Annotated in this window: 22 protein-coding genes and 2 pseudogenes; 14 read left to right on the top strand and 10 right to left on the bottom strand. The window is 58.5% G+C overall.

Going from position 1 to position 25,889, the window contains the following annotated elements; all coding sequences use genetic code 11:
- Positions 1-79 precede the first annotated feature (79 nt).
- The 5 genes from QM996_RS32325 to QM996_RS32305 all read right to left on the bottom strand — a co-directional run bounded on the left by QM996_RS32325 (position 80) and on the right by QM996_RS32305 (position 7,590).
- A complete protein-coding gene (locus QM996_RS32325; RefSeq protein WP_334141541.1) occupies positions 80-1,666 on the bottom strand; it encodes a GMC family oxidoreductase in 1,587 nt (528 codons plus the stop codon).
- Positions 1,667-1,741: 75 nt separating this feature from the next.
- Positions 1,742-2,161: a nuclear transport factor 2 family protein gene (locus tag QM996_RS32320; RefSeq protein ID WP_334141538.1), complete on the bottom strand. Its 420-nt coding sequence runs from the start codon at positions 2,159-2,161 to the stop codon at positions 1,742-1,744.
- Between the two features lie 57 nt (positions 2,162-2,218).
- Positions 2,219-3,958 carry a hydantoinase B/oxoprolinase family protein gene (locus QM996_RS32315; RefSeq protein WP_334141536.1) on the bottom strand — a complete coding sequence of 580 codons (1,740 nt, stop codon included), beginning with the start codon at positions 3,956-3,958 and terminating at the stop codon, positions 2,219-2,221.
- A 112-nt stretch (positions 3,959-4,070) separates the two neighbouring features.
- Positions 4,071-6,146, bottom strand: a complete 2,076-nt coding sequence (locus QM996_RS32310; RefSeq protein ID WP_334141531.1) for a hydantoinase/oxoprolinase family protein — start codon at positions 6,144-6,146, stop codon at positions 4,071-4,073.
- 73 nt (positions 6,147-6,219) lie between these two features.
- Positions 6,220-7,590, bottom strand: coding sequence for an aspartate aminotransferase family protein (locus QM996_RS32305; protein WP_500270535.1), 1,371 nt, complete (start codon positions 7,588-7,590; stop codon positions 6,220-6,222).
- A 319-nt stretch (positions 7,591-7,909) separates the two neighbouring features.
- Between QM996_RS32305 and QM996_RS32300 the strand changes: the two genes are divergently transcribed.
- The 9 genes from QM996_RS32300 to QM996_RS32260 all read left to right on the top strand — a co-directional run bounded on the left by QM996_RS32300 (position 7,910) and on the right by QM996_RS32260 (position 17,489).
- Positions 7,910-8,242, top strand: coding sequence for a hypothetical protein (locus QM996_RS32300; protein ID WP_500270534.1), 333 nt, complete (start codon positions 7,910-7,912; stop codon positions 8,240-8,242).
- Between the two features lie 282 nt (positions 8,243-8,524).
- Positions 8,525-10,183 carry a GMC family oxidoreductase gene (locus QM996_RS32295; protein WP_334141526.1) on the top strand — a complete coding sequence of 553 codons (1,659 nt, stop codon included), beginning with the start codon at positions 8,525-8,527 and terminating at the stop codon, positions 10,181-10,183.
- 4 nt (positions 10,184-10,187) lie between these two features.
- Entirely contained in the window at positions 10,188-10,622 is a 435-nt protein-coding gene (locus tag QM996_RS32290; RefSeq protein WP_334141524.1) for a hypothetical protein, read from the top strand.
- A 639-nt stretch (positions 10,623-11,261) separates the two neighbouring features.
- Positions 11,262-12,620 (top strand): IS5-like element ISRsp18 family transposase, encoded by a 1,359-nt coding sequence (locus QM996_RS32285; RefSeq protein WP_334141523.1) that lies wholly within the window; start codon positions 11,262-11,264, stop codon positions 12,618-12,620.
- Between the two features lie 205 nt (positions 12,621-12,825).
- On the top strand, positions 12,826-13,557 hold the full coding sequence (locus QM996_RS32280) for a helix-turn-helix transcriptional regulator (protein WP_334142282.1): 732 nt from the start codon (positions 12,826-12,828) through the stop codon (positions 13,555-13,557).
- A 207-nt stretch (positions 13,558-13,764) separates the two neighbouring features.
- Positions 13,765-14,832, top strand: coding sequence for a class I SAM-dependent methyltransferase (locus QM996_RS32275; protein ID WP_334142280.1), 1,068 nt, complete (start codon positions 13,765-13,767; stop codon positions 14,830-14,832).
- Positions 14,833-15,007: 175 nt separating this feature from the next.
- The gene (locus QM996_RS32270; RefSeq protein WP_500270572.1) at positions 15,008-16,243 is read left to right on the top strand and encodes a hypothetical protein; all 1,236 of its coding nucleotides are present in this window, start codon (positions 15,008-15,010) and stop codon (positions 16,241-16,243) included.
- Between the two features lie 111 nt (positions 16,244-16,354).
- Positions 16,355-16,930 carry a GNAT family N-acetyltransferase gene (locus tag QM996_RS32265; RefSeq protein WP_334141517.1) on the top strand — a complete coding sequence of 192 codons (576 nt, stop codon included), beginning with the start codon at positions 16,355-16,357 and terminating at the stop codon, positions 16,928-16,930.
- A 268-nt stretch (positions 16,931-17,198) separates the two neighbouring features.
- Complete coding sequence (locus QM996_RS32260) at positions 17,199-17,489, top strand: hypothetical protein (protein ID WP_334141514.1); 291 nt, start codon at positions 17,199-17,201, stop codon at positions 17,487-17,489.
- A 449-nt stretch (positions 17,490-17,938) separates the two neighbouring features.
- On the opposite strand, the gene QM996_RS32255 is transcribed toward QM996_RS32260, so the two are convergent.
- Positions 17,939-18,178: a helix-turn-helix domain-containing protein gene (locus tag QM996_RS32255; RefSeq protein ID WP_334142278.1), complete on the bottom strand. Its 240-nt coding sequence runs from the start codon at positions 18,176-18,178 to the stop codon at positions 17,939-17,941.
- 124 nt (positions 18,179-18,302) lie between these two features.
- Here QM996_RS32255 and QM996_RS32250 point away from each other — a divergent pair, with 124 nt between their 5' ends.
- The 3 genes and pseudogenes from QM996_RS32250 to pepT all read left to right on the top strand — a co-directional run bounded on the left by QM996_RS32250 (position 18,303) and on the right by pepT (position 21,667).
- Positions 18,303-18,842, top strand: a complete 540-nt coding sequence (locus QM996_RS32250) for a hypothetical protein (RefSeq protein ID WP_500270533.1) — start codon at positions 18,303-18,305, stop codon at positions 18,840-18,842.
- Between the two features lie 136 nt (positions 18,843-18,978).
- Positions 18,979-20,037: pseudogene (locus tag QM996_RS32245) on the top strand (ABC transporter substrate-binding protein); the annotation flags it as partial.
- A gap of 406 nt (positions 20,038-20,443) precedes the next feature.
- On the top strand, positions 20,444-21,667 hold the full coding sequence (pepT, locus tag QM996_RS32240) for a peptidase T (RefSeq protein WP_334142254.1): 1,224 nt from the start codon (positions 20,444-20,446) through the stop codon (positions 21,665-21,667).
- 77 nt (positions 21,668-21,744) lie between these two features.
- Here the strand turns inward: pepT and panD are convergent, their stop codons facing one another.
- From panD to QM996_RS32220, 4 genes are all read right to left on the bottom strand, one after another.
- On the bottom strand, positions 21,745-22,200 hold the full coding sequence (gene panD / locus QM996_RS32235; RefSeq protein ID WP_334142252.1) for an aspartate 1-decarboxylase: 456 nt from the start codon (positions 22,198-22,200) through the stop codon (positions 21,745-21,747).
- 168 nt (positions 22,201-22,368) lie between these two features.
- The gene (locus QM996_RS32230) at positions 22,369-22,914 is read right to left on the bottom strand and encodes a hypothetical protein (RefSeq protein ID WP_334142251.1); all 546 of its coding nucleotides are present in this window, start codon (positions 22,912-22,914) and stop codon (positions 22,369-22,371) included.
- 29 nt (positions 22,915-22,943) lie between these two features.
- Positions 22,944-23,498, bottom strand: a complete 555-nt coding sequence (locus tag QM996_RS32225) for a hypothetical protein (RefSeq protein ID WP_334142250.1) — start codon at positions 23,496-23,498, stop codon at positions 22,944-22,946.
- Positions 23,499-23,615: 117 nt separating this feature from the next.
- Positions 23,616-24,050, bottom strand: coding sequence for a SyrB-like regulator (locus tag QM996_RS32220; protein WP_334142248.1), 435 nt, complete (start codon positions 24,048-24,050; stop codon positions 23,616-23,618).
- A gap of 101 nt (positions 24,051-24,151) precedes the next feature.
- Here QM996_RS32220 and QM996_RS32215 point away from each other — a divergent pair.
- Together QM996_RS32215 and QM996_RS32210 are read left to right on the top strand one after the other, a co-directional pair.
- Positions 24,152-24,460: pseudogene (locus QM996_RS32215) on the top strand (PGN_0703 family putative restriction endonuclease); the annotation flags it as partial.
- A gap of 819 nt (positions 24,461-25,279) precedes the next feature.
- Positions 25,280-25,702 (top strand): nuclear transport factor 2 family protein, encoded by a 423-nt coding sequence (locus QM996_RS32210; protein WP_334142246.1) that lies wholly within the window; start codon positions 25,280-25,282, stop codon positions 25,700-25,702.
- The last annotated feature ends 187 nt before the right edge of the window (positions 25,703-25,889 follow it).

Raw genomic sequence — 25,889 nt, 5'->3', positions numbered from 1 at the left:
GCGACGATCGCGACTGAAGACTAATTCGCTCTTCGCTGGCGAAGTGGGCCGACGTACGAAGTCCGTGCACAACTGGTAGTCAAATCCGGTTCCCTTTCATAAAGTCGGCAGCGCGCTCACCGATCATGATCGCCGGAGCATTTAGATTGCTCGATGAGACAAACGGCATGACGGAGGTATCGGCGACCCGAAGACCGTCGATGCCGTGGACACGCAACTGAGGATCGACTACGGCCAACTCGTCCGTTCCAATCTTGCAGGCACCGCTCAGATGATACGCCCCCTGCGTGTATTTCCTGACGAAAGCCTCGAACTCTGCGCGGGTTTTCAACGGCTTGGTAGGCAAATGTGACTCGCTGACGAACTTCTTCATCGATGGTTGCTCCATAATCTCCTGTCCAAGCCGGATCCCATCGATAAGCCGATCTACGTCATACTGATGACTGAGATAGTTGGGGTCCACGATTGGCGGAACACTCGGATCCGACGAGCGAAGAGCAATTCGGCCCCGCGATTTCGGCCGGCAGGCGTACACGTTCAGAGTGCATCCGCTACCGCTCGCCGTCGTTTCCACACCTTCCTCAATGCCGGCACCAGCCACGAAGTGGTATTGGAGATCCGGGGTGGGATCCGATTGGTCGCCCCACCAGAAGGCTCCGCCCTCGCAGATATTCGACGTAATCGGGCCGGTTCCGAAAAGTGCATATTGAGCCGCCGCGGCCAGCTGCCACCGCAGCTTCTTATACTTGTCGTAGCTCGTGTTTGACTTCAGGTTATAGATCAGGAAGCAATCGGTGTGGTCTTGCAGGTTCTGCCCAACGCCAGGAAGGTCGTGAACCACCGGAACGCCTGCGCTCTGAAGCTCGGCGGCCGGCCCTATACCTGAAAGCAAAAGGAGGCGCGGAGATCCCACCGCTCCGGAGGATATAACAACTTCGCGTTCGGCCCGCATCGTTTCAACGCGGCCATTCTCCACGTACTGAACGCCGACGGCGCGACCGCCCTCAATCAGGATCTTCGTGACCTGCTTGTCGGTTACAATGTTCAGGTTTCGGCGCTTTCGGGCCGGACGAAGATACGCGTCTGCCGAGCTGCACCGCCGACCATTCTTCGTGGTCAGCTGGTAAAGCCCCGCTCCCTTCAGCTCACCAGAATTGAAATCCGGATTGTAGGGCATTCCCGCCTCTTGGCAGGCCTTTACCCAGGCTTTGGTCAGCGGCAATGTATACTGCTGGTTCGAAACGCTCAAAGGCCCGTCCTGGCCATGAACGTCATTCGAATACACTTCGTTGTTTTCTGCCTTGCGGAAGTACGGGAGTACATCCTCGTAGCCCCAACCTTTTGCTCCATGATCGACCCAACGGTCGTAGTCCGATGGCGCGCCCCTCATATAAACCATGGCGTTGAGCGAGCTGCCACCACCTAAGACGCGCGCCTGTCCGACTTGCGGCTCGGTATCGTATTGATGCTTGAGCTTCTCGATCTTGTACCAGTGAAGCAAAGAGCTCTTGAAAGATTTGTAGAATGTTACCGGAAAGCGGATCCAGATGCTGCTGTCCCTAGGCCCGGCCTCAAACAGCGTCACCGATACATCCGGATCCTCGCTCAGCCGACCCGCAATAGCGCATCCCGCGGATCCCCCACCAACCACGATAAAATCGGGCATCGCACTATCCTAATCTGAGTAATGTACCGCAAACGGCCCGCACGCCGGTCTGCATGGTGCTGATGCTTTCGGCGCCTATCGGACGCCCTCGAAGAACGCATCAACTTCTGCCTGACGCATGTCGCAGAACCAGCACTCCACGATCTGCTCGTTTTCGAAACGATAAGCAGCGAGACGGTCTGTACGAACCTGCTTGTCACCTCGCGCCCAAATCTCATGCACCATGATCAGAATTGCCTCATCCGACTCTGCAATGAGTTCGTCATGCCCTGCCTCGCCGCCGACAATCCACTTGTCGGTATAGGCGGCGACCTTGTTCACCCAGCCTTCGACGAAACCGTTGGCTCCGTGGAAATCGCCGGAAAGAACGGGGTGCGTTCCTCCCATGTGCACGACAAGATTGTCTGCATAGTAGCTGCAGCCCTTTTCAACATCACCACTCGACCAGGCTTCGTGATACTCACGAAGAATTTCCTTCGCACGTTTCTTACTCATGCTACCCCCCTTAATCGTTATATGGGCGTTTCATCGCTTTGAACCGTAAAGAGAAACTTACGCTGTTTTCCGTCTTTCCTCGGTCGACAGAATCGATTTTCCATCGGCCGAGATCGCCACACCATAAGTCTCGAGTGCTGCCTGTCGGGATACGAGACCGTCGCGCACGTCACGCAGGACTGACGCGGGGTCACGCTGGTGCGGATGGCCCCAGCCACCTCCGGCCGTAGCCTCAATCACCAGACGAAACGGCTTGACCTGTTCAACGCCATAGGGCGGGCAATAGAGCTCTTCTCCGGTCGCCAGATCGAATGCTTTGATCGATCCCTTCTCACCCCAGTGTCCACCATTGACGCCCGCGCCAGTCTTCCTGCGCGCGCCTTCGCCCCGCAGCAGATGTTCCCCGCCCGCCAGGACATCGACCACGTAGTCGACACCGGTTCCGCCGCGGTATTCACCTGCACCACCCGTGTCGCAGCGCATCTCGTAGCGATGCACGCGGATTGGATAGGACTGCTCATACGTTTCGACATTCGGGATAAACATGCCGCCGAGCGTCATCTGATGGCTGGACGTTGGAAATCCGTCCCGCCCTTTGACCGCACCGCCGCCGGAACTGCCGTGCCAGTGATAAAGAACAAAGACATTCCCGTCAGGCTTCATGCCCGACGAAATGCCGAACACCGATTTACCCCAGCCCGCGCAGGCGCGTTCGGGATCAGCCTGGGCCAATGCTCCCCAGCACGCATTCATGATGTCGATCGCCGGGAACACCGTATTCATTGTCATCGGCGCCGGCGGCAGGGCGTTCACCACGCTGCCTTCGGGCGCGATGATCTTGACACAACGGTAGGTGCCTTCATTGTGCGGAATTGCAGGGTCCAGAAAGGCGGAAAGAGCGCAATAGACGGCCGAATGCGTGTTGGCGATTCCACTATTTTTGAAGCCTTTGATTTGCGGCGACGTACCCGTGAAATCAAAAGTGATCGTGTCCTCGTCGATGGTCATCTTTATACGTGTTTCGATATCGACAAGCTCGAAGCAGTCGGTATCGCTGAAGTCCGATGCATGCCATACCCCGTTCGGAAGCTCGGATATGGCCTGGCGCATCCGCCGTTCGCCATAGTCGAGAAGAGCATCGAGGTAGGCGCGGCCCTTCTTGACACCAAGTTGGGCGATGACGTCAACCAACCGCTGACCGCCGATCCGGGTCGAGCCGATCATCGCCCCAAGATCACCTTCCAGCAGGTCCGGGCAGCGCGAGTTCAGAAGCAGCATGCGCCACAGGTCGTCGCGCAGTTGGCCCTTCTCGATCAGCTTGAGAACGGGCAGGCGAATTCCTTCGTGGAAAATCTCGGTCGCCTTAGCATTGTAGGTACCGGCCGCGCCGCCACCGATATCGGACTGGTGGGCACGGTTGCTGCAGAAGCCGACCAGTTCGCCTTCTACGAAAACGGGGCGAATAAGGGTCCAGTCAGGCAGGTGATTGCCGCCGGCAGCATAGGGATCACTCAGAATAAAGACGTCTTCCGGCTCGATACGCCCAGAGAAATCCCGCAGGACCGCACGCACCGCAAATCCACCACTGCCGGAATGGATCGGCAAACCATCCGCCTGTGCGATCGTCTCGCCGTCCGCATTGCTCAAGAAGCATGAAAAATCATGGCTCTGACTGAAGATCGGACTGCGCGCTGTCCGAGTCATGATGGTTCCCATCTGCAGACTGATGTGATCCAGCTGTCTCTGCAGAATTGCAATGAGAACCGGATCGTATTCGGGAGACAAGACAGCGCTCATAGTTCGACCTCGTCAATTCTTGCAATGATCAACCTGTCTTGCAGGGCATTTGACGGCTTCCGCGCCAAAGGTGCGGCCGTCTTCAAATAGTGCCGAAGGATGCTTCGCTTGTTCATGCTGCCTCGCCCTGCAGGATGTCGACGTGATAGTTGCCTGCATCAGTCATTGTCAGCTTGTCACCGGCCCCGAGAATGAGCGTGGTCGTTGCTTCTTCGATGATGGCAGGTCCAGTCAGCCGCTGGCGTGGAGTCAGTGCCCTACCATCGTAGACAGGGGTTTCAACGAAGCCCAACTCCTTGTTGATCCATACCGGCCGGCGTGAAATGGCCACTGGATCGGAAACCGTAACGGAAGTCTTTGCGACTTCCATTGCATCCAGCTTGCCGATGGCCGCCAATCGCAGATTGACGATCTCAATTGCACCTGCGGGCTGCGTGTAACCGAAGAGCCGTTGATACACCTGCTCAAACGCTGCCCGTATGGTCGATGCATCCGTCGAGGAGCACTCCACCGGGATCGTCCATTGCTGGCCGAAATAGCGAAGGTCGTATGCACGCTTCAGAAGCGCCCTATCCCCCGTGAAGCCTTCGCGTGCCAGAACATCACCCGCTTCCGCCTGCATCTCGACAAAAGCGGCTTCGAGCTGATCCGGCCCCGAGTTCTCGATACTGTCCAGCTCTTTGAGCCAGCTTCGTACGTAGTCATGGCGAAGGTCGGAATTGCACATGCCAAATGCGCAAAACACACCCGCGAGCCGCGGAATATAGAGGCTTGAACAACCAAGCAACCTGGCGGTCGACGGGCCGTGCAAGGGCCCTGCTCCTCCGCAGGCTACGAGAGTAAACGACCTCGGATTGTAACCTTTCTCGAGCGAGGCTTGCTCCACCGCGTGGAGAATATTTTGCTCGACGAGCTGAATGATGCCGGCCGCCGCGTCGTTGACGCTGAGGCCAAGAGGCTTTGCGACATGTGTCTCAATCGCCACGACTGCCTTTTCCAGGCTCAAGGTGATGACACCGCCCGCATATGGACCTGGCTTGAGCCGGCCGAGCACGAGCTGCGCGTCTGTGACAGTCGGACGCGTGCCACCACGACCGTAACATGCGGGTCCGGGGGTCGAGCCCGCTCCCTCCGGCCCGGCTTTCAGCAGACCGGCACCGTCTACCGATGCGATCGTACCGCCGCCTGCCCCCACAGTGTGGATGTCGACGGACGGAATGTTCAAATGGTAGCCATCGACCACGATCTGGTCGGTCATTGAGACCATACCGTGCTCCATCAGCGTAACGTCGCAGCTCGTTCCACCGATCTCGATCGACACCAGATGCTCGGACCCGGTATCCTGACCGAAGAACTTCAACGAACCGACGCCGGCGGCCGGGCCTGACAGAACCAGACTGGCGGGCGCGTGTCCGATCTCATCGATGGAAATCGCTCCACCGTTCGACTGGATCATCAATAACTTGCGCTTCAATCCAAGCGACGACAGCCGTTGTGAAAGGCTTTCAAGATAAGGGACTACGCGACGAGCAACATAAGCGTTGACGACGGTCGTCGACGTGCGTTCATACTCACCGATCGTCGGAGCGATTTCCGACGAAGCGGTGATCCAGACATTTGGAAGAAGCTTCTTCAGCTCTGCCTTGGCAGCTCTTTCATGGGCTGGATTTGCGTAGGAATGCAGGAAGCAGATTGCAACGGCCTCGACGCCTTCGTCCTCGAAGACGCGCGCAGCGGCCGCAACGGAATCCGGATTGAAGGGTATCCTGACCGTGCCATCCTGCTCAAGACGTTCGACGACCGGGAGGCGCAGATAGCGGGGAACCAGAACTTCCGGAAACGGCTTTCGATGGTCCCAAACGTACTCACGCATGGATCGCCGGATTTCCAGCGAGTCGCGGAAACCCTCCGTGACCAGAAGCCCAACTTTCGCACCCTTCTTTTCCAGCAGCGTGTTTGTAGCGATGGTCGAGCCATGAACAAACAACTCAGTGTTGGAAAGGAAGGTTTCGACGTCGATTGCCAAGGCACCGGCCGCCAACCGAATCGCCGATAGTACGCCTTCCGTTGGATCGGAAGGCACGGAAGGAGCTTTGAACGCGCGCACGGACCCCTTGGCATCGACCATAACCAGATCGGTGAAGGTGCCGCCGATATCAACTCCGACGCGGTAAGGTGCAATTAGCATTGGCTGGTCCACTTATTTTGCTTCGGCTTTGCCATCTTGTTCAATTTTCGACAGGAGGCCCCCTCCGCCGCCGCTAGCCAACCGCGCCTTGACGGTCGCCGAGCTCGCTCGTGACGACATTTACAAGCTTGTCGGCTATAGAGAGAGCTTCAGCTTCCGTCATCGGCGTGGAAAGCGATCCTGAGCAGTTGGGCGTGAGCAGGACGTTTTCATTCAGCATCGCCAACTGAATGCGCCGGATGCGCTTGGCCGTCTCGGGATCCGCGAACGCGCTTCGGTAGCCAGTGACATCGCCTGCCCCGAGATGAAGCCGGAACAGTGACCCCATGCCGGTCACGGTTGCCGCCACTCCAGCCTTGGCGAACCCTTTGCGGAGTTCCCCGCGCAGTCTTTCGCCAAGTCCGTTCAACCGATCTACGACCGGTCGCGAGTAGTGCTCAAGCGATACCAGGCCCGCCGCCATGCTCAGCGGATTAGCACTGAACGTGCCGCCCATCGAAACCTTGGGCTTGCCAGCCGAATGATCGAACACGGACATGCGATCCGCCGGCCCTGAAACCGCGCCAATAGGCAGGCCACCTCCAATGATCTTCGCCGTGGTGATCAAGTCGGGCTCGAGACCGAAAAGCCGCGAAGCACCCTCATATGAGAGACGGAAGCTGATCACCTCGTCGGCGATCAACATTATTCCGTCCCGACGGCAGGCTTCCTGCACAACGGCAGCCGTTTCCTTCGACATCGCGACGGCCCCCGCCCTCGATGCATGAGGGTCGACGATCACGGCAGCCAGCGAATGCCCTTCTCGACGAAGGATATCAGCACAACGTTGAGGATCGTCATACGGAAGAATTACGGTCTCGCGCAGCACAGAGTCCGGCGTGCCAGCATTGCATCGGACCGATGCGGGGTTACCGTTTTCATCGTCCCAGTTGGAAGGCGCCGGATCGAGGCTCACTTCGACCCAATCATAGGCTCCGTGATAGCAACCCTCAAATTTGGCAATCCTTTCTCGGCCGGTTATTCCACGCGCACCCTTGATCGCAGCCAGAACTGCCTCGGTTCCGGAATTGCAAAAGCGTGTCTGCTCCATTCTCGGGTTTCTGGCGGCTAATGCTTCGGCAAGCAGGATCTCGCTTTCAGTCGGCATACCGAACGCCGTTCCTTTCACCATCACGTCGCGAACGGCGTCGAGAACGGGGCCAAAGGCATGGCCATGGATGAGCGAGAAGAAGTTGTTGGCGCAATCCAGCATTCGCCTTCCATCAATATCGACGACCCAGCAGCCTTCGCCACGCGCTGCATAGGGCGGATACGGCTGGAACCATGACGCTGCGCGCATTGACCCGCCCGGGACAACTTTCCGCTCCCGCAAGTAGGCAGCCTCCGAGTGCTTGGCGATGACGGAACCTGCTGCATCGCTGTTGTGCCCTAAGCCGAGATTCATTTTGCTCTCCATTCCGCTCTCGAGTGACTACTATAAACACTATGATCCAAATAACTGTCAACGGGATCATGTGATCCAGATACTTTTTTATTGTGCTATGCCTAAGCGCTACAGGTACCCATCTGACACGGAGAGCGGCCGACATTGTAGCTGACGTCCCAAGCCGGTGTGGTCGCGACCCGATGTTAGGCGAAGAAGCTCGGCCCGGATATGCAGCCCCGTCGCGGCGAAAACAGCCAAGCCCAAACGATGTGCGGCATCTGGACGAAAGGTTGCGACGATCGATGGCGCGCCGTCGATCAGCACGGATGTGTGCTTGATGAGATCGTCCAAACCCCGCAACACCAAGGCTGCCAAGCCCCTTATGATCCGGCTGATGACGAAGCAGGATGTTGCCGAGCGCACGGACAAGCTTTATCCCTATCGCGCTACGCGGAGTCAGATCATGCCGGCCATCGAGCCCGACCCCACAAGGGTCGAACAACCCGCGCCGAAAACTTTCTGCCTCTGGGAAAGCGGGAGCGCGCGATGCAAGCGTTTCACTCAGCAGGCGCTGCAACGCGTCGCCAGCGCCATTCTGCGGTCCGCAATCTCTTTTTCCCGCCTCGCTCGATCTGCTCGTTTGAATCCACCAAGTTCCCACCGCGATTGAAGAGCAACACAAATATCTTCTTCCGGATCACTTGATCCGCTTGACACATCACAGGATCATGATGTTCACTGCCCCTAATTAAGGGTGACAGAGGCGGTCGTGGGCCTTAGGTAATCTGGCAGGGTTATTCATTCGCAAGCACTCCGAGGCAGACCCTACGCAAGAGTGGAGAGTATTTGCGGGTGATCGCCATGGGCGGCGCACCGTGGAGGCTATGAGATGACATCTCCGAACAGCGCCACCCAGGAAACGCACTCCAAAAAAATACGAGGGTTCGAATAGATGACGAATGAAAGCCGACCGACCGTTTACGACGTGGTGATCGTCGGCGCCGGCCCATCCGGGGCGGTGGCCGCAAAGCGCTTGGCAGAAGCAGGAATGTCCGTCATCTGTCTTGAGCAAGGCAGCTACCCCGACTACACGAAGCTGCGACACTCTGGTCTTGAGTTCGAGCTCACAAAGCAGCAGTATTTTGCTGCAAATCCAAATCGGCGCAAGGCGCCCTCAGACTATCCGATCAACGTCAGCGATTCAGATATTGAGCCATTGATGTGGAACGGTGTCGGCGGGAGTTCAGTTCTCTATGCTGCCGCGTGGCATCGGCTGAAGCCGAGTGATTTCCGAGTGCGAACGGTTGACGGGATCGCGGACGACTGGCCTCTGAGTTATGCGGAGCTTGAACCTTTTTATGCACGGGTCGAGAACGATTTTGCAGTTTCCGGCGTAGGGGGCGATCCAGCCTATCCGCCAGGCTTCGACATCCCGCTACCACCGTTTCCTCTAGGAGCGATGGAACGGAAATTCGCGGCGGCCCATGACCGTCTTGGCTGGCATTGGTGGCCGGGCAGTAATTCGATTGCGACTGTAAAGCATAACGGGCTCTTGCCCTGCGTGCGACGTGGTGCATGCGTATGGGGTTGCTTCGATGGTGCGAAGGCTTCAGTCGACCGTACGCATTGGCCGACATGTATCAAGCTGGGTGTGAAACTCGTCCAGAATGCGCGAGTATTACGCGTCGAAACAGGATCCGACGGTCTTGCCACCGGCGTCACTTATGTGGATCGGGAAACAGGTATTACACATTTTCAGCCAGGTCGCATCGTCATTGTTTCGGCGAACGGCGTAGGCACGCCCAGGCTGCTTTTGAATTCCGCTTCGAACGAACATCCCAACGGGTTGGCGAATTCCTCTGGCCTGGTCGGCAAGCGGCTGATGATGCACCCCTATGGGACTGTGAGCGGCCTTTTCGACGACTTCTTTGAAAATTGGCAGGGACCCTACGGTCAGCGGGCTTACTCCCTGGAATTTGCTGAGACGCGGAAGGAAACAAATTTCTACCGAGGTGCAAAATGGCAACTCATGGGGATGGGAGGCCCGCTCGCATCTGTGGGCACCTGGCCATGGGGCAGTAACAGTGATGTGTGGGGTGAGAACTTCCATGCAACAGTGCAAAAGCGGTTCGGTCGTTCCGCATATTGGGGGATCATGGCAGAGGATCTTCCGAGTGAGGATAACATGGTCTCTCTTGACCCTGGCGTGAACGACGCCCAAGGGATGCCCGCCGTGAAAATCACGTACAAGGCATCTCAAAACACTATGGATCTCTTGGACTTTAACCTGGCGCGCGCTGCTGAGTCCATGAAGGAAGCAGGCGCATATGATGTCTCGGGGACGCCACTGATGCGGGAAACCGGTTGGCATATCTTAGGGACGGTGCGTATGGGCAACGATCCACGCACGTCCGTCGTTGACTCTTATGGCCGCTCGCACGACCTACCAAACCTCTTCATCATGGACGGAAGCGTGATGCCAACCTCCGGAGCGGTCAATCCAACCGGTACCGTTACCGCGCTGGCGCTGCGCAATTCCGAATCCATCATTGAACACAGGCGCTCACAGCCGGTCAGTGGGGCAGCTGAATCGCTAAAAGTAGGACTCTAAGCCCATGACTTACAATATTGATGACTTTCAAACTAGGATCGCGTGGGTCGCGGATGCTCTGATCCCATCAGACGCCAAGTCCGGGATGCCCTCTGCTCGGGAAGCCGGTGTGCCCGAACGTCTGCTGCCACGCGCCCTGAAAGAGCGCGATGATATGGCGCCGTCATTTTTTAGGGCATTGTCTCGCTTGCCGGAGACCCACCCAAATAACCCTTTAGATGCGATCCGCGCTTTGGGCGCAGATGATTTCTACGCGATTTCCTTCCTGATCGCGGGGGCCTATTTCCTTGACGAGGCTGTCACCCGAAAGTTGCGCTATCCGGGACAGGAAGCTCTTTACGAGACACCGGATTACGACGAAATAATGGAAACGATAGAGCGGGTTCAGTCAAGAGGACCGGTTTACGTTGACGTTCCGAATGGTCCCGGATCTGTGTAGGTTCTGGTGACAAAACGCGCCTGTCCATAGACGAACGGCGGCGAAGTAGACGAAGCGAGGTAGCTGCTGGACGTCCTGTCATAGCGGGTCGACAAACTGCACCAGTTGTTCAGCCTGTTAAGGCAACGCTCGATCTGTTCCGGAGAGCATAGATGCGGCCGTCGAGGACGCGGTGGCGATCCCGGGGCCGTCGGCCGACGCGGGCGCTATGTGAAATTGTGTGTTCCAGGTGATGCCAGCGATCTCCAGCCTTGCCATTGGTGGGGGCCAATTCGGCGGCGAACAAGGAGCCACATCGCCAAAGACAACGCCCTCATGTCTTGGGCATATGCGCAACGGATCAGCGCCTCACAATGAGCTTGTCCGGGACTCCCCGACGAGCTCACAGGACCTTCCGCAAGCGTTCGACATCAACGTTGCAACCGCAAATCAATGGGGCGGAGACGCCGCATACGATTTAGTCGGCCGTGAAGAACTCGGAAGCCGCTGATTTGACGTAGGAATCGAGGGGTCTGCAGATCTTCTAATTGCAGGAAACAGCCGCCGAACAAGCTGTTTCCTTGCAATATCAGTTTGAGGTTTGCGTGGTTGGCGAAGCGTGATTCACTGGGTTTATCGCGGTGAATCGGAGTGCCAGGAATGGGTAAACCACGCGAACGGCGCCAAACGGGTGAACAGGATTTATTCCGATCCCGGCTCGACCAGATCATCAATATGAAGCACGAACTGGTGCGTCTGGCGCAGGCTATCGACTGGCCTGTGTTGGAAGCCCGCTTTGGGACGGTGTATTCGGACGGAGCGGGCATGCCGCCCTTGCCGACGCGGCTGATGGCGGGGCTGGCCATTCTGAAGCACACGTTCAACCTGTCGGACGAGGCGCTGTGCGAGCGCTGGGTGGAGAACCCCTACTTTCAGTACCTGTGCGGCGAGGAGTTCTTTCGGCACGAACTATCGTTCGACCGCTCCTCGATGACGCGCTGGCGGCAGCGCATGGGCGAGGCGCGGATCGGCGCGCTCTTGCAGGAGAGCCTGGCCGTGGCAGTCAAGACAGGCGCGATGAAGCCGCAGGATACGCGGCAGGTGACCGTCGACACGACCGTTCAACCGAAGAACGTCATGTTCCCGACGGATGCCAAGCTTATTCACCGGGCGCGCGAACGGCTGGTGCGGCTGGCGAAGAAAATGGGGCTCGACCTGCGCCAGACCTACATTCGGGTCGGTAAATTCGCCCTGATCCAGCACCAGCGCTACGCGCATGCGAAGCAATTCAAACGGGCCGGCAAGGCGCTGCGCAAGTTGAAGACCTATCTCGGCCGGACCGTTCGCGACATCGAGCGTCAGATCGCCGGCGACGAACAACTCGACGCGATCTTCAAATGGTCGCTCTATCAGGCAAAAACGGTCATCGCGCAGCGGCAACGTCAGCGTGGCCGCAAGATCTACAGCCTGCATGCCGACGAAGTCGAGTGCATTGGTAAAGGCAAGGCGCACAAGCCCTATGAGTTCGGAGTGAAGGTGTCCGTGGCCACGACACTGAACCGTTCAAAGGGCGGGCAGTTCGCCCTGCACGCGACCGCGCTGCCCGGCAATCCTTACGACGGCCACACGCTCGCGACCGTCATTCCGGATATGGAAAAGATGATCGGCAACGAGCTCTCCCGCATTTTGGCCGATGCTGGATACCGCGGCCATAATGCTCCCGAAAGTCACAAGCTGAGGGTCTTCACCAGCGGCCAGAAGCGCCGCATCACGCCCGCCATAAAACGCCAGATGCGACGACGATCGGCGGTCGAACCCGTCATCGGACACCTCAAGAGCGAACACAGAATGGACCGGAATTATCTCGCTGGCGAACAGGGGGATGCCGTCAATGCCGTTCTGGCCGCCGCCGGATACAACTTCTCCCTCCTGCTGCGATGGTTCAGGCAACTTTTGTGTCTGTTCGCCGCACTACTGTTCACGTTCCAGAGCCGACCAACGCCGCAGCAAACTGCCTGAAAGCGAGTTCTTCACGATCGACGATTTAGCTGCGAAATCGAACCGTTGATTGAGAACGCGGCAGCGGGAGGCTCTGGGCGAGACACTATACCCACTCGTATTTCCTACAATTTCGCTGCCGGAGCACTGCCGTTAGGATCCGGTTCTCCGATATAGTCAGAATCGAATACAGCGCGAGATGGCAGCATACCGAAACATTCTCTCGATAGTCGATCACCGTAGACTGTCATTGTCCTTGAGGACGCTGCTGGCAGCAAAGCATAGCGAGGAGCTCTGCCCTGCACTGGAGGAACTTTGCGTGCGATACGGCCTATCGCACATGACATTCCTTGTGGTTTGCAGCGGAGGCAGGTCGGGCATGTACCCCTATTACTGTACGACCTATCCAGATACGTGGACTGAGATTTACGTCGACAAGCGCTACTTCGACATAGACCCGGTGATTAACGTCGTTCGCTCGGGTTTCATGCCGGTGGACTGGTCCTCTCTCCACCAGCGGTCAGCACAGACCTCCCGTCTATTCAAAGAAGCGTATTCCTACGACATCGGTCCTAGTGGCCTCACGATCCCGATCCGGGGGCCGAACGGCGAACGCTGTCTCTTTTCCGTGGCCTCGAACCTACCGAAGCGCGACTGGTCGCGGCTACGCGCTTCAAGCATTCACGAGTTGCAGATCCTTTCCCACTATCTTCATGAGACCGTGTTTTCTGCCACCGGCCTTCGAGAGATCGGCCGCTATCGGAACCTCTCCAGGCGCGAAAGCCAGTGCCTTCAGCTGCTTGCGACAGGTCGGATTTCCAAACAGATTGCGGCGGATCTCGGAATCTCAGAAAATTCCGTGAAGTTGTACCTGCGGTCGGGGAGGCTGAAACTCGGTGCCGCTACAAGTCATCACGCCGTCGCCAAGGCAAGCTTCCTCGAGTTGATTGAAATCTGACCGCGCGGTATCCTTTGCAATCCGTGTATCTCCTTCGACTTTCCGCAAGAGGTCAACCTACCGAATTCGGTAGATTGGCTGATCCTTCGCTTGGGTCCACAGATAGCATCCAGAAGCTCACGAACGGCAGACGCTGGCGGCACCTAACACATCTCGATGGAAGCTGAGATGAAGCGCGTCACCCGCCGGCCATATTGGGAGGCGGCTATGGTGGGTCGACTAACGATTGAACACTGGCGAAACGCTCCCAGGCTCACATCATTCGCAGCGTTCTTCGAAAGGACCGCAAGCGGACAGGTTGGGGCACCGGACCTTACCGAACCGCAACTCGACATGAGCTTGCTCGACTTCGATTTGGAGGGCGCAGTTTTCGCGGATACGCATCGGCGTCTTTGGGGCCATTTTGACAGCCATTACTTTGCCAGCATTCCCTATAGGCTCGAAGAGGAATGCCGCCTGGGTGCTGCGATATTTTCTTTTGCCTTGAGAACCTGGGCGCGGAGCGCCTCTCCAACGACGATCTACACGTTGGGCACGGGCACTGGCTGCCTTGCGCGCACGCTTGCCACGCTTGGCAATGGTCGCATCAAGGCGCTTTGCTGCAGTCCAACGGCAGCCAACCGAGCATCGTTCTTTGCAAACCGGGGAAGTGAGCACGCACACTTCTTCCACGGGCCGTTCTTTGAGTTGGACGAGGATCGCTACGCGACCGACGAGGATCTTCTTCCATTTCGGGGTGGCTTTGACGTGCTCTTCGAGGACACGACATTTCAAATGTACGATCGTGATCGCATAAAGCAACTGGAGTTCGTCGTCCCCCGTATACGGCCTGGCGGTCTCCTCGTGCAGGTGCAGAAGCTCGCGCATGAAGATCGCGACATCTATGAGGAACGCGAACGCCAAAAGGACGAGGTTTTTAAGTCCCGGTTTTTCTCGACAGATCACATCTCCAAGAAGAAGGATGAAGTTCTCAACACGATGACCGACCTTCAAGTCGATCTGGCGACGACTGTAACCGCACTGAGAGCGTTTTTCCGATACTCAGTGCTGACCTGGAACAGTGGGAATTTCTACACCATCGTGTCATCCAACTCGCGGGCTTCCGTGTTGGAACTGATTTCGCTGATGGTGAAGCCGGCAATTCCCCCAGGCTACTGCTACGAACAGTTGCCGGCCGCGATCGTCGATACCGAGGTAGAGGCGTTGGCCCCTGATCTGACGTGGCGCAGTGCGAACACCATGATGCTGCTCGCGCCCAGGCGCCTGGCATCGTGAAATGATGGAAAGCCCCAAGGCAGGCGAACATTGCAGCGCAGCCGACGTGCGACGGGCGCTGTCTACCTTGATGCCGTATATTGCCCGCTATTGGGAGCGTCCCCTGCGAGACTACGCTTCACTTGCCTACGACGTCGAGAAATTCCGTTCCGAGCACTCCGTGCGTCGTCATGCAATGGAGCTCCTCTGCCGCTGCATCGAACGGGCGGCGCGCAGGTCCGGTTACGACGTTGAGGAAGCTCGAAGCGCCAGCCTTCAGTTGATGGCGGCGCCGGTGCTGCAGACCGGTCCGCATTGCCTGCTGCTGATCGAACCGGATGCGTTCTACACGCATCTGTTCAGCTTGTTGGGCCTGAACGCCCATAGCCGCGAATGGTACATCACCTACCAAGCCTCGACCGTCAGCTTCTCCGAGAAGGCAAAGAAAGGTCCCGGCTGGCTCTGGCTTGAAGGTGAACCCCTAAACCTCTTCGGTCTGCCCCGGAGCCGAATGGATTCCTTCAGCGTCTGCGGCCTGAATGGCCCCTTTCGCTTTGCCCTCTCGAACGCGAAAGGCGATCCGGCTCCGAACGACGCTGCCGCGGCTCTCCTCGCTGAATTGCCCTCGGATGAATTTGCTTCAGCCGCCGAGGCAATCAGGGCGGCCAATCAGACCCTCTGGCGTGGCCAACTCCCCTCCCCCGTCAAGCTGCTTCAGCTCGATGATTTCGACATCGCGGATCTGGTCGCCGACCATCTCGACGACGCGGGATCCTGGATGTCGGCTCGCTTCATCGGAGATGGCAAAGTTGCCGAGAGCATCCTGGACGCCAAGGATCGCCTGAACATCGGCCCGTGGCAAGGTTGGATCCGCAGAACCACCGACTTCTTCTGGCGCATGGAAAAAGGCAGGATCATTCCGCTCCGCCTCGAGAACAGCGCACTCAGGGCCAGCGGTCCATCGAACTTCGAAGTGCAGTTTCGGCCGGACAGTATCGCGGCGGCGCTCCGGCAGCGCGCGATCGTGCCAAGCCTATACACTGTGTTCCTGATAATTTCCATCTTGCCGGGCGTGAGAGCGCTTGGGGGATGCCGGCAGACCATTTACTACCCGCTCATGCGCTACCTTACCGCGATCGGTCTAAAGCGATCGGGCAATCTCGATCTTTTGACTGAACTGCGTGGAGACGACCGACCTGGACTTTGGGGTCATCGTGTCTTGAAGCCGGCCGGCGGCTACCCATTCCGGGAAATCGAGCTATTCGGAGGAGCCGCGGCTCCTCTTTCAAAATACGCGGAGATGCCCTTGGCACAGTCGTGTGGTGATCTCGCAAGCTTCACCAGGGATCAGATCTGGGCGGAACTGTCGAAACACATCGTCAGCGGGGTCATCACCCCGGAGGCGGCCGAATGGCAGTGGTCGGGTTCGTGATCAATCGATGCAGAGCGGCTTCGATGCCGAAGTGTCACGTGGCATTGGAATAGCTGCCTAGCAGCAGACGACGTTTTTCAGCCCGACCTGGGTACTTTGGTGGAGGTCGATGTGTCGATTGAAGATGGGGCAGCGATCAGGCGCCTGTCGGTCAAGGACGTAGATGTGTTCCGGCGCATACGCCTGGAGGCGCTCTCACACGAGCCGCTTTCGTTTGCGAGTGTGTTTGGAGATTGGGTCAATCTCTCCGATCGCCAATGGCGGCAGCATCTGAGCCAGCCGGTTTTTGTAGCGTTCGTTGGTGACCAACCCGTCGGCATGATGGGGCTCAGGTTCGAGCGTGCCAGGAAAATGGCGCACCGTGCGAGGTTAGTCAGCGTCTACGTCCGGAAGGGCAAACGCGGGACTGGGATTGCCGCGCACCTCTTGCGCGAGGTGGCAGAGCACGCACTCGCTCACGGGGTTGTTCAGCTTGAGCTTGGCGTCAATGCGGAGAATTCGGCAGCAATCCGCTTCTACGAACGCCATGGATTCGTGGAGGTTGGCTGTATTCCAGATGGCTTCCTCGGCCATGATGGGAAGCTCGATGAATTGATCATGGTTCTGCGCTTAGCGCCGCCATTTGGTCCCGGGCAAGTTTTTTTTGCCGAACCGTACCGGAATCACGGAAACAGCCCTTCCCTTTAGGCTCGTCCGTTCGATACCTTCCTCTAATAGTCGATGCAGACTTCCCCGCGTCCAGCGAGCCATCTGGGCGCGATCCTCGCCCCGCCTCAATGGCGGGGCTTCTTTGTAGGCCGTCAAAACTATCCCAACAGGTCCAGTTCAGGCCGGAAATGGCGCGAGCTCAGAAAGCCGCTCCAGATTGTTTGGTGATGCTTTCAAGGGGAAAAGCTACCATGCGAAACAGACGCTGCGTGCTGATGCGATGTAAAATTGCCTTCTCGGGTCGACAATGTCTCAAACGACCGCCTTTATCTCCGAACTGATCAGAGCCGCCAATGAGGTCGAGAAACTAACGCCTTTCGAAGTAAGCCGCCTCCTCGATCGATCGGTCGATACGATCCGTGAAATGCGCGAGCAGGCCGGCGTTGGAGGTAACAGGCGTGCGAAAGACGTGGTAATCGATTTGGGGATCGCATCTGCCCGCGTGAGAGATTTATCGACCGAGGACATCAGGGATACGCTGATCGATGCAGCGGACGTCATTCGGGCATTGCGCATTATCTTGGTTGAAAGGGAATGAGACATCCGCAGTGAGCTTCGGTTTGAATAGCAGCGGCGTTGTGTAGCTCTGTGCGGGCGAAGTCTAAGAGTACCACCACGTCATAGAGAGGTGACCGATGGGATATGACTGGACTGGCGCTCGAGGGCGCCGCATGAAATTTGCGCGCTACACCGCCGCGGTTACAGTCGCGGCGCTCCTGGTGAGTGTTGCTGCACAAGTTGTGAACAAGACGCTCTAGTCTAAATGAAAAGGCCTCCTCTCGCATAAGCAAGAAGAGGCCCGGCGTCTGAGCGTTCGACTTCACAGACCGCATATTGATGACAGAGGCTGTGAAAATTCATAGTCCCCTCACGCGATTGTGCACGGCAAATTGTGGCCTTCCATCAGCGGCCATTTGCCGGCTTCCGCTGCGGCTAACTGCTCTGCGCGCGGCGCTTTTCGCGCTACATGGCGTCTAGACTCGGGGACTACTTTTTGAAGCGGACCCCCACGCCGCCGCCATTTTCCGGGATGAACTCGATACCGGCGGTTTCCAGAGCATTTTGGATTAGCTTCAGATTGGCTGCTGTCGCTGTTGGTGGCCCATCTTCTGCCTCTGCGCGTCGTACTGTCGAGAGACCTACACTGGCTGCATTTGCCAGGTCTTCAGCAGTCCAACGAACTAGCGCCCTTGCCGCGCGAATCTGAGCTCCCGTTATTACACTCATAAATTTCAGTTTCTCGGTTGAACTTTTTTCGTTCATGTGGCACTTAAAGTTTCATTCGGCTGCGCTCGGTGCTCGCAACACCGGGCACAGCCTGACCACAACCAAGCTTTAGGGAGCTCGGATCATGGCTGATTCCGACAATAGCAGAACTTTGTCTACGGTCACCCGAGGAGATTTTCATTCTCTCGTGGCAGCGTCTTTACCCACATATCAAGAGGCTACGACCCATCAGAATACGGGGTTTAGCCGTTGCACCGATGACCCCGCGGTTGGAGCGTGGCACCAGTGGTGCAACGCTTGGCAGCGTTTGAGCGATTCGAGCGCGCACCAGCAGCGGATCGAGACAAGGCTCTTGAAGTCGGCAGACACGCGCCCTGAACGCGATGCAGCCTATAACGAGGCGCTCGAAGCCGAGGATTGTGCGGCGATCGCCGAGGACGAAGCGGCGGCAGCCTTGTGGAGCACGCCTGCGGAATCGGTCGCTGGTGTTGCCGCCAAACTGGATGCGATTCTGAACCGCGGACAGCCCTCCCCCACCAGTCCCGATGAACCGTGGTCGCAACTCCGTATCATCCTGGCGGATCTTCTCAGGATTGAGGCGACTCTTGACCCGCCGCGTGGCTCGACCGCGGGCGAACGCCAGCCAGCGTTGCAAAACGGCTAACCGCCCCGCCATTCGTGAGTCCATCCCCGGCATCTCTACGGAGCGCCGGCTTTTGCTCGATCCATCCATGAACCCCGCGCCGGAGGCCCCTTCGGCGCAGCACTCTGACTCTGTCAAAAATAAGAAGGAACAACACATGAAACTGGGAAACCCATTTCGCCCGCGCCTGCTGTCGGCGTTTCTGCTTTCCGCCTCGCTCTGGAGCGCACCGTCGACGCCTGGCATGGCCCAGGAACGGGGCGAGCTACGGATCGCCACCTCCTACAAGCTGATGACGCTCGATCCGCATTATGCCAACCTCAACGAGAACACCGCGCTGCTCTCGCACATCTATGAGCGGCTCGTTTACCAGGACGAGAAGCTCGAACTGAAGCCCGGTCTTGCCACTTCCTGGCGGGCCCTTTCCGACACCCAATGGGAGTTCAAGCTGCGCGACGGCGTCCGCTTCCACGACGGCGCGGTCTTCGACGCCGACGACGTTGTCTATTCGATCGCGCGCATCCGCGATTTCCTCAAGCCCCCGAGCGGCGGCTTTCGCGCTTCTTTGAGCGGCATCAAGGCGGTCTCTGCCCCCGATCCCCTGACGGTGGTCATCGAGACCAATGGCCCGGTCCCCAACCTGCCGCTTTCCTTCTCGTCGATCTTCATGATGAACAAGCCGCCCGAAGGTTTTGAGACGACCGAGCAGTTGAACGCCGGCTCTCCCCCCATTGGCACCGGTCCCTACCGCTTCGAGAGCTGGAGCTCCGGCGAGAGCCTGCGGCTCACCCGCAACGACGCCTATTGGGGCGGCAAGCCTGCCTGGCCGACGGTCGCTTTTCGGGTGATCGAGAGTCCGGCCGCCCGCGTGGCGGGCTTAAGCACCGGCGAGGTCGATGTCGCCGACGCCATTCCGGCCCGCGATGTCGACGGCTTGAAGCAGCGCGGTGCGCGGATCGCCAGCGTCGGGGCGGCCCGCATCAACTTCGTCCAGTTCGACGTTAGCCGGGACACGCTTCCTGGCGTGACGGATAAATCGGGTGCACCGATCGCCAATCCGTTCAAGAACCCGCTCGTGCGGCGGGCACTGGCGCTCGCAACCGACCGCGGCATTCTCGTCGACAAGATCCTCGCCGGCTATGGCACCGCCGCGTCGCAGGTGTTTCCGACCGGCCTGCCCGGCACGTCCGCGAAGCTGTTGCCCGAGGCTCCTGACGGCCGGCCGATCTTCTACAGCCTCGGCAACTTCATCTTCCATGTGCGCTCGGAGAAGTCGACTTGGACGGCGCCGGAGGTCTGGGAGAGCGTCGTCGCGGTCTCCACCTTCGATGCCGGCAACCGTCTTGTCGAGATCACCCTTCATCCGGTCGTCATCGGCGGCGACGAGGCGTTGCAGGATGGCGTCTTGGAGCGGCGGCTGGCGCCGCATCTGGCGACGGGGGCGAGTGCCGAGCGCATCCTGCGGCGGCTTACCGAACAATCGGCCAGGCTCGGCACCGAGATCCAGGTCTCCGACGGTGTCGGCATCATCCGGATCTAGACCGAGGCGAGATATCCGACCGCCACCACCCACAACAACGGGCCGAGCCAATGCGGCCCGCCTCTTCCATAGGAGGACCATCATGGACGTCCGTCAGGAACTGATCAGCCGCTTCTTCCGCTATGCCGCGATCGAGAGCCAGAGCAATGGCCGCGCACAAACGCTGCCCTCGTCACCGGGGCAGGCAGCACTCGCCGCGCTGCTGGGCGACGAGATGCGGGCTCTGGGCTTGCAGGACGTCCGCGTCGACGCGCAGGCGATCGTCACCGGTGTCAAACGTGGCAACAGGCCGGACGCGCCAGCGATCGGCTTTATTGCTCATCTCGATACCGTCGATGTCGGCCTCTCGCCCTTCATCCGGCCGCAGATCCTCCGTTTTGACGGCAAGGATCTTTGCCTCAACGCCAAGGACGATATTTGGCTGCGCGTCGCAGAACATCCTGCACTTCGTTCCTGGGTTGGCGAGGACATCATCGCCGGCGACGGCACGAGCGTGCTTGGCGCCGACAACAAGGCCGCCATCGCCGTGATCATGACGTTGCTTGGCCGGCTCGACAGCCAAGCGCATGGCGACGTCTACGTCGCCTTCGTGCCCGACGAGGAGATCGGGCTGCGTGGCGCCAAGGCGCTCGATCTTAACCGTTTCCCTTGCGACTTCGCCTATACGATCGACTGCTGTGAACTCGGCGAAGTGGTGCTCGAGACCTTCAATGCCGCTTCCGCAGAAATCGTCTTCACCGGTGTCAGCGCACACCCGATGTCAGCGAAGGGCACGCTCGTCAATCCGCTCACGATGGCAATCGACTTCATCGCCCAGTTCGACCGCAACGACACGCCCGAACACACCGCGGATCGCCAGGGCTTCTTCTGGTTCAAGGATCTCGCCGCCAATGACAGCGAGGCGACACTCACCTGCCTGATCCGCGACTTCGACACCGATGGTTTCCATCAGCGCAAGCGTCGGATCGCCGAAGTCGCCGAACGCATCCGCTCACGCTACCCGACCGGCAACGTCCGCCACCAGGTCACCGACACCTATCGAAACATCGCCGCCAGCCTTGCCCACGACGATCGCGCCGTCGCACTGTTGTTCCAGGCCATGGACGCGCTTGGGATCGACAGGAAACTGATCCCGATGCGCGGCGGCACCGATGGCGCGGTGCTCTCGGCCCGTGGCATCCCGACGCCGAACTTCTTCACCGGCGCCTACAACTTCCATTCGCGCTATGAGTTCTTGCCGATCCCGGCGTTCGAAAGGTCGCTGGACGTTGCATCGGAGATTTGTCGGGGAGCGGCGGCTAACTGAGATCATCGCTAAATACTTGGACCACAGAAGCCCGCCGAAGAATTTCTCCCGGATTCAAACTGGCCCCTGCCGCAACCTCAACCGCCGCCAGACACCAAGAGCGGCACTGGCAAGACGGTGTTCTCCTGATCGAGGATTTCGAACGTGTATTTCCCTTCGGCGTCAACATCCACCGAATAGCTCAGGCGATCGCGTATGTGGTTGTTTTCGTCGAAGGTAAGGACCTTCGGCTTTAACGAGGTGAGCTGACTTTCCTCAAGGTAGACCGAGTTGCAGATGATGATTTGATCACCGGGCTGGCAAGTGCGCGCCGCCGCGCCATTCAGAATGCAGCACCTTGAGCCGCGCTCGCCCAAAATGACGTAGGTAGAGATCCGAGCACCAGAGTTTTTGTTCCAGATCTCGACAAACTCCATGGGCAGGATGCCAGCTTGCTCGCAATGATCAGGATCCAGCGTGATCGAACCATGATAGTTGAGGTTCGCTTCCGTCACGTAGATACCATGCAGTTTGCCTGCGACGAGCTTTCTCATTGTCCCTCACTTATCTTCGGCGACATTTAGCGCTCAGTGCCTTCGATTGTCATTCGGCGTCCGACGGACACTCACACACAGCCTCGCTTCGCTTGGATGCGCGATGGCTCACTGCTTACGGTGCACGGATCAGTTCTCGTGCGGGGCGATAGGACGCTTACGTGTCGTCTAGTTTGTTCCAAACCGCTCGAGCATCCTTCGGAGCTGGATGTTCTCCTGATGAAGCCGATGTAACAGCAGTCCTTTCAGCCAACGGTTCTCTTCCTCCAGCGCCGCAAGGTCGTCGGGAGCGGTTTCGACTTCAGTAGCAGCTATGGGAGTCCTGCGGTCACCGCGATGGATACTGCGCGTTCTGCGACGGCGGTTCGGCCGCTTTCCTGAAGAGGTCTTCGGTTTGTCCGCGTCCGACAACGCAATGGCGGCGTCATCGAGAGCTTCGTCAACGTCGGCGACCACTTCCATCAAGACCGGGGGATCCGCGGGGGGTGGGGTGTGGACCGTACTGGCGCTGTCGTTCGGGCGGAGTTCTACACTTTGCGCCGGAGAGAACTCGCTTCGTCCCTCAACCGGCTCGAACAGGTGTGGGGCCTCGGTCTCAGCCTCGCGCACGAGTGCCTTGAGATCCGTATCGCCCCAAATAGAGGTCGGCCTGATCATCGAACGCCGGCGCGGCGATTTAACTTCGACGATAAACTTTCGCTGCTGTGGTTTCATGGGTATCCAATGGTCAAGAGCACAGCTCGCTATCGGTCGTACCGCTCAAGCATCTTCTTGAGTTGCGTGTTCTGCAGAAGCAACTTTGCCGCCAGTTCGCGTCTCAGCTGCAGGATTTCCCCGTTCAGTCCAGCAACCTCATCCATGAAGGTCATCGGCGGCTGTGCGACAGCGGAGCTTCCGTCGTCATATTCGACAGGATCGGTTCCTGCAACATTCGGGACTTTAGTTTTTCTGCTGCGCCTTACCTTCTTCGTCGGTAATGGTTCGGGTGGAGGTGCGGGTTGTAGCACGTCCGCACTCGACCGATCGACGACCGTGACGAATACCTCCTGGCTTCCGTAAACCGCTACAACGGCTGCGTCCGTGGCGGCGGCATCGAGTTCGCTAGCCACTTCATCCGAGGCCTCTTTTATCGAGTCTGCTATGTCGCTGGCCGGGATGGACGGTGCCAGCGTGTCGGTTGCCAGCGTCCCTTGCGACCCATCCTGTTTCGCGGTCTCAATTTCTCGCGGGCTCCCAGGCTCTTCAACCGTTCGCGCTCGTGACGCCAGTTGGACCAGATATTTCCATGGTGATTTCATAGTGCGCTGTCACCCCGAGCCCGCACCGACATCCATTGCTGCGGCCTCTAGGCAACCGTAGCAACGGCGCGACGACGAGGACCGATCGCACAATTCGATCGGCCCTTCACCGAATGATCAGGCAAGACCCAGTCGCTTGCGCAGATCGGCGTTCTCTGCCCGCAGTTTTTCAGCCAGAGCCTTGCGAAGCCGCGCATTCTCTTCCTCGAGCTGAAGAAGATCCGCAATGTCGTCGAGGATCGGAGCTGAAGCCGGCGTCTCTATCGTCTGTTTTGCCACACGGGGTTTTCGGGTGCCCTTGGCGACATTCTTTGCCTTGCCCTTCGAACCGGCCTGCGTCTTTGCCGAGACCGTCGCATCTGCCGGCTTGTCTGCGCGCTTCCTGCGCCCCCTCACGGGCTGAGCGGCAACTGCCTCCGGTGTTTCAGCCGTTGCTTCCGAGACTATATTCTTCGGCCGCGGCCCCCGGCGCTTCTTGGGCGGCGCTATCTCTGTCGGCGGGGTCGCTTCCAGAGCGCCTGTATTGTCGTTCGTATTGTTCTCGTCTGCCATGAGTTGTTTTTCCTCTCCAACTGTACATCCTTTTCCGATGGGCGGACGGCAGAGTCAATAATCGCGCTCGGCGACGCTGTCGAGACACCGGCAATTGACTGCAAACGTTGCGTAACGCCGCCGTGCTGGCAGCAGCAATAGGCAAGCACCGCAACCTTCAAGCCTCAGCCCTCGCCGCCTTTGCCGATCACCCGAGTTTTCCGATGGCACGGAAGGCGAAACGGAGCCTGGTTGATCCAAGTCTTGGCGGGCATGCCGCAATCACACCCATCTCCTATCAGCGGATCATTGCGATCGCTCGCCACGTCGGCCTCGACCAGAAACTCTGGAGCGATCTCTCAGCATGGGTCGATCAAAAGATTACAAGAGCGGCGTCGCGCTCGTCTGAGGGTTTGGCTGCGAGAGCGTAGAGTTCCGATTGATACACTATGCGATGTTCCGAAACTCCCCCGGGGTTGCTCTGGTGGGACGGCTGCTCTCGGCCCGTTGCGCGATCTGACGAGCGTGAAGGATTGGCCCTAGCTATCGCTCGTCAACGACCGAACTGCCGGTACTGGCCGCTTTACGGTCATTCACCGGGGCGCTGCTGTGAAAGTTAACTCCCTGAGGCTGTGTGGCCCTGAGCTTGTCTTCGACTCCCGCCGACGAGGCCACACCGACGATCGCCTCCCGACCTCACCGCTCCTGACAACTACAAGCTCGAACCAGGCGCACACCCAGGGAACAAAGGGCGAGCGATCGAACAGCATGGCGGCAACTGTTACCCGTCGTGCGAAGGAAGCGTGGATGGCGAACTATCTCGTCCGGCAACAGTTCGCAGTTATAGTCAGGCTGCTGTGGAGAACGTTCAGCCCTCCGAACGAGTACGGCAGCGTTTCGCGTTTGGCAGCATGAACGAGTTCTCATTCCCGTACTAAAAGGGCTGAACCGCTGCATGTCGTGTTCTAGGCCCGACGAGAGTTGTCTCCAGCAAGCCCAAATATGGCCCGTTCGGAACACACTTTGACACGCATGGATGGGCGCCGCTTCCGTCGATTTGATACGTCCTCGAGGCGGACAAAAGGGAAGCGACTGCCCAAGCGCTGGCGTGACATCTCGGCTGCCGGGGATTGTGGAAAGTGCAACCTTTTGTGCGTCCCCCCTGACGAAGACGCCAGATACCGACCTGATTGTCCGCAGCAGTTCATTTCACAGCAAGTCATCGAATGTGAACCGGAGGAGAGAGAGACATGACGCACAATGCCGCCGATCGCCAGCTCATAATGGAGGTCGTTGCACGATATGCTTTCGGCTATGACGAGGCAGAGTTTGATTTGATTGGTGAGGCGTTTACCACGGGCGCAACCAGCAAGGGAGTCTGGTCGACCGGGAGCGTGGCCTGGGGGCCGATGCGAGGGCGCGAAGAAATTGTCTCCGTGTTGAGCGCGATGCGCAAGGGCCAGTTGGATCAGCCCCGGCATATCATCACCAATTTCCATTTCACGAAACAGACAGACTCCTCCGCGTCTGCCCGGTTCTACCTCGCCCTGAACTCGACTGTTGGTGATAAATGCTCGATCGTCAGCGCCGGCAAGTACGACGCGGAATTCGTCAAGGATGCTGGCATCTGGCGGCTTTCACGCCTCGACGCGCTGCTCGACCGTTCCTATTGATGTGACCGAGTCCAGATCGGTCTGTGCAGCACAGGCCGATCCGATGGCGGTGCTAATCGTGCCGCCGTGTTTGCCGACATCAGCCGGATCGCAGGTCCCATGCTTCATTCACGTGGTCATCGGAACCGCCGACCCGATTTCAGATTAGAAACGCTTGATGCACATGGCGACCCTCGCACAGCGGCGT

This window comes from Sinorhizobium chiapasense (genome assembly GCF_045277575.1).
Classification (GTDB): Bacteria; Pseudomonadota; Alphaproteobacteria; order Rhizobiales; family Rhizobiaceae; genus Ensifer; species Ensifer chiapasense_A.
The sequence above is the reverse complement of the archived record's forward strand: the minus strand, read 5'-3'. Positions and strand labels throughout refer to the sequence as shown.

Bases quoted from the DNA above. Each gene is read 5' to 3' on its own strand.
- panD (WP_334142252.1), bottom strand. From the start codon at position 22,200: ATGAGAAAGCTCGTCGCAGGCAAACTGCATGGTATCTACGTGACGGAA.
- QM996_RS32220 (WP_334142248.1), bottom strand. From the start codon at position 24,050: ATGGCAGACGAGAACAATACGAACGACAATACAGGCGCTCTGGAAGCG.
- QM996_RS32255 (WP_334142278.1), bottom strand. From the start codon at position 18,178: ATGAGTGTAATAACGGGAGCTCAGATTCGCGCGGCAAGGGCGCTAGTT.
- QM996_RS32290 (WP_334141524.1), top strand. From the start codon at position 10,188: ATGACTTACAATATTGATGACTTTCAAACTAGGATCGCGTGGGTCGCG.
- QM996_RS32230 (WP_334142251.1), bottom strand. From the start codon at position 22,914: ATGAAACCACAGCAGCGAAAGTTTATCGTCGAAGTTAAATCGCCGCGC.
- QM996_RS32310 (WP_334141531.1), bottom strand. From the start codon at position 6,146: ATGCTAATTGCACCTTACCGCGTCGGAGTTGATATCGGCGGCACCTTC.
- QM996_RS32260 (WP_334141514.1), top strand. From the start codon at position 17,199: ATGTCTCAAACGACCGCCTTTATCTCCGAACTGATCAGAGCCGCCAAT.
- pepT (WP_334142254.1), top strand. From the start codon at position 20,444: ATGGACGTCCGTCAGGAACTGATCAGCCGCTTCTTCCGCTATGCCGCG.
- QM996_RS32285 (WP_334141523.1), top strand. From the start codon at position 11,262: ATGGGTAAACCACGCGAACGGCGCCAAACGGGTGAACAGGATTTATTC.
- QM996_RS32250 (WP_500270533.1), top strand. From the start codon at position 18,303: ATGGCTGATTCCGACAATAGCAGAACTTTGTCTACGGTCACCCGAGGA.
- QM996_RS32270 (WP_500270572.1), top strand. From the start codon at position 15,008: ATGGAGCTCCTCTGCCGCTGCATCGAACGGGCGGCGCGCAGGTCCGGT.
- QM996_RS32305 (WP_500270535.1), bottom strand. From the start codon at position 7,590: ATGAATCTCGGCTTAGGGCACAACAGCGATGCAGCAGGTTCCGTCATC.
- QM996_RS32210 (WP_334142246.1), top strand. From the start codon at position 25,280: ATGACGCACAATGCCGCCGATCGCCAGCTCATAATGGAGGTCGTTGCA.
- QM996_RS32315 (WP_334141536.1), bottom strand. From the start codon at position 3,958: ATGAGCGCTGTCTTGTCTCCCGAATACGATCCGGTTCTCATTGCAATT.
- QM996_RS32295 (WP_334141526.1), top strand. From the start codon at position 8,525: ATGACGAATGAAAGCCGACCGACCGTTTACGACGTGGTGATCGTCGGC.
- QM996_RS32275 (WP_334142280.1), top strand. From the start codon at position 13,765: ATGGTGGGTCGACTAACGATTGAACACTGGCGAAACGCTCCCAGGCTC.
- QM996_RS32320 (WP_334141538.1), bottom strand. From the start codon at position 2,161: ATGAGTAAGAAACGTGCGAAGGAAATTCTTCGTGAGTATCACGAAGCC.
- QM996_RS32300 (WP_500270534.1), top strand. From the start codon at position 7,910: ATGAGATCGTCCAAACCCCGCAACACCAAGGCTGCCAAGCCCCTTATG.
- QM996_RS32225 (WP_334142250.1), bottom strand. From the start codon at position 23,498: ATGAAATCACCATGGAAATATCTGGTCCAACTGGCGTCACGAGCGCGA.
- QM996_RS32325 (WP_334141541.1), bottom strand. From the start codon at position 1,666: ATGCCCGATTTTATCGTGGTTGGTGGGGGATCCGCGGGATGCGCTATT.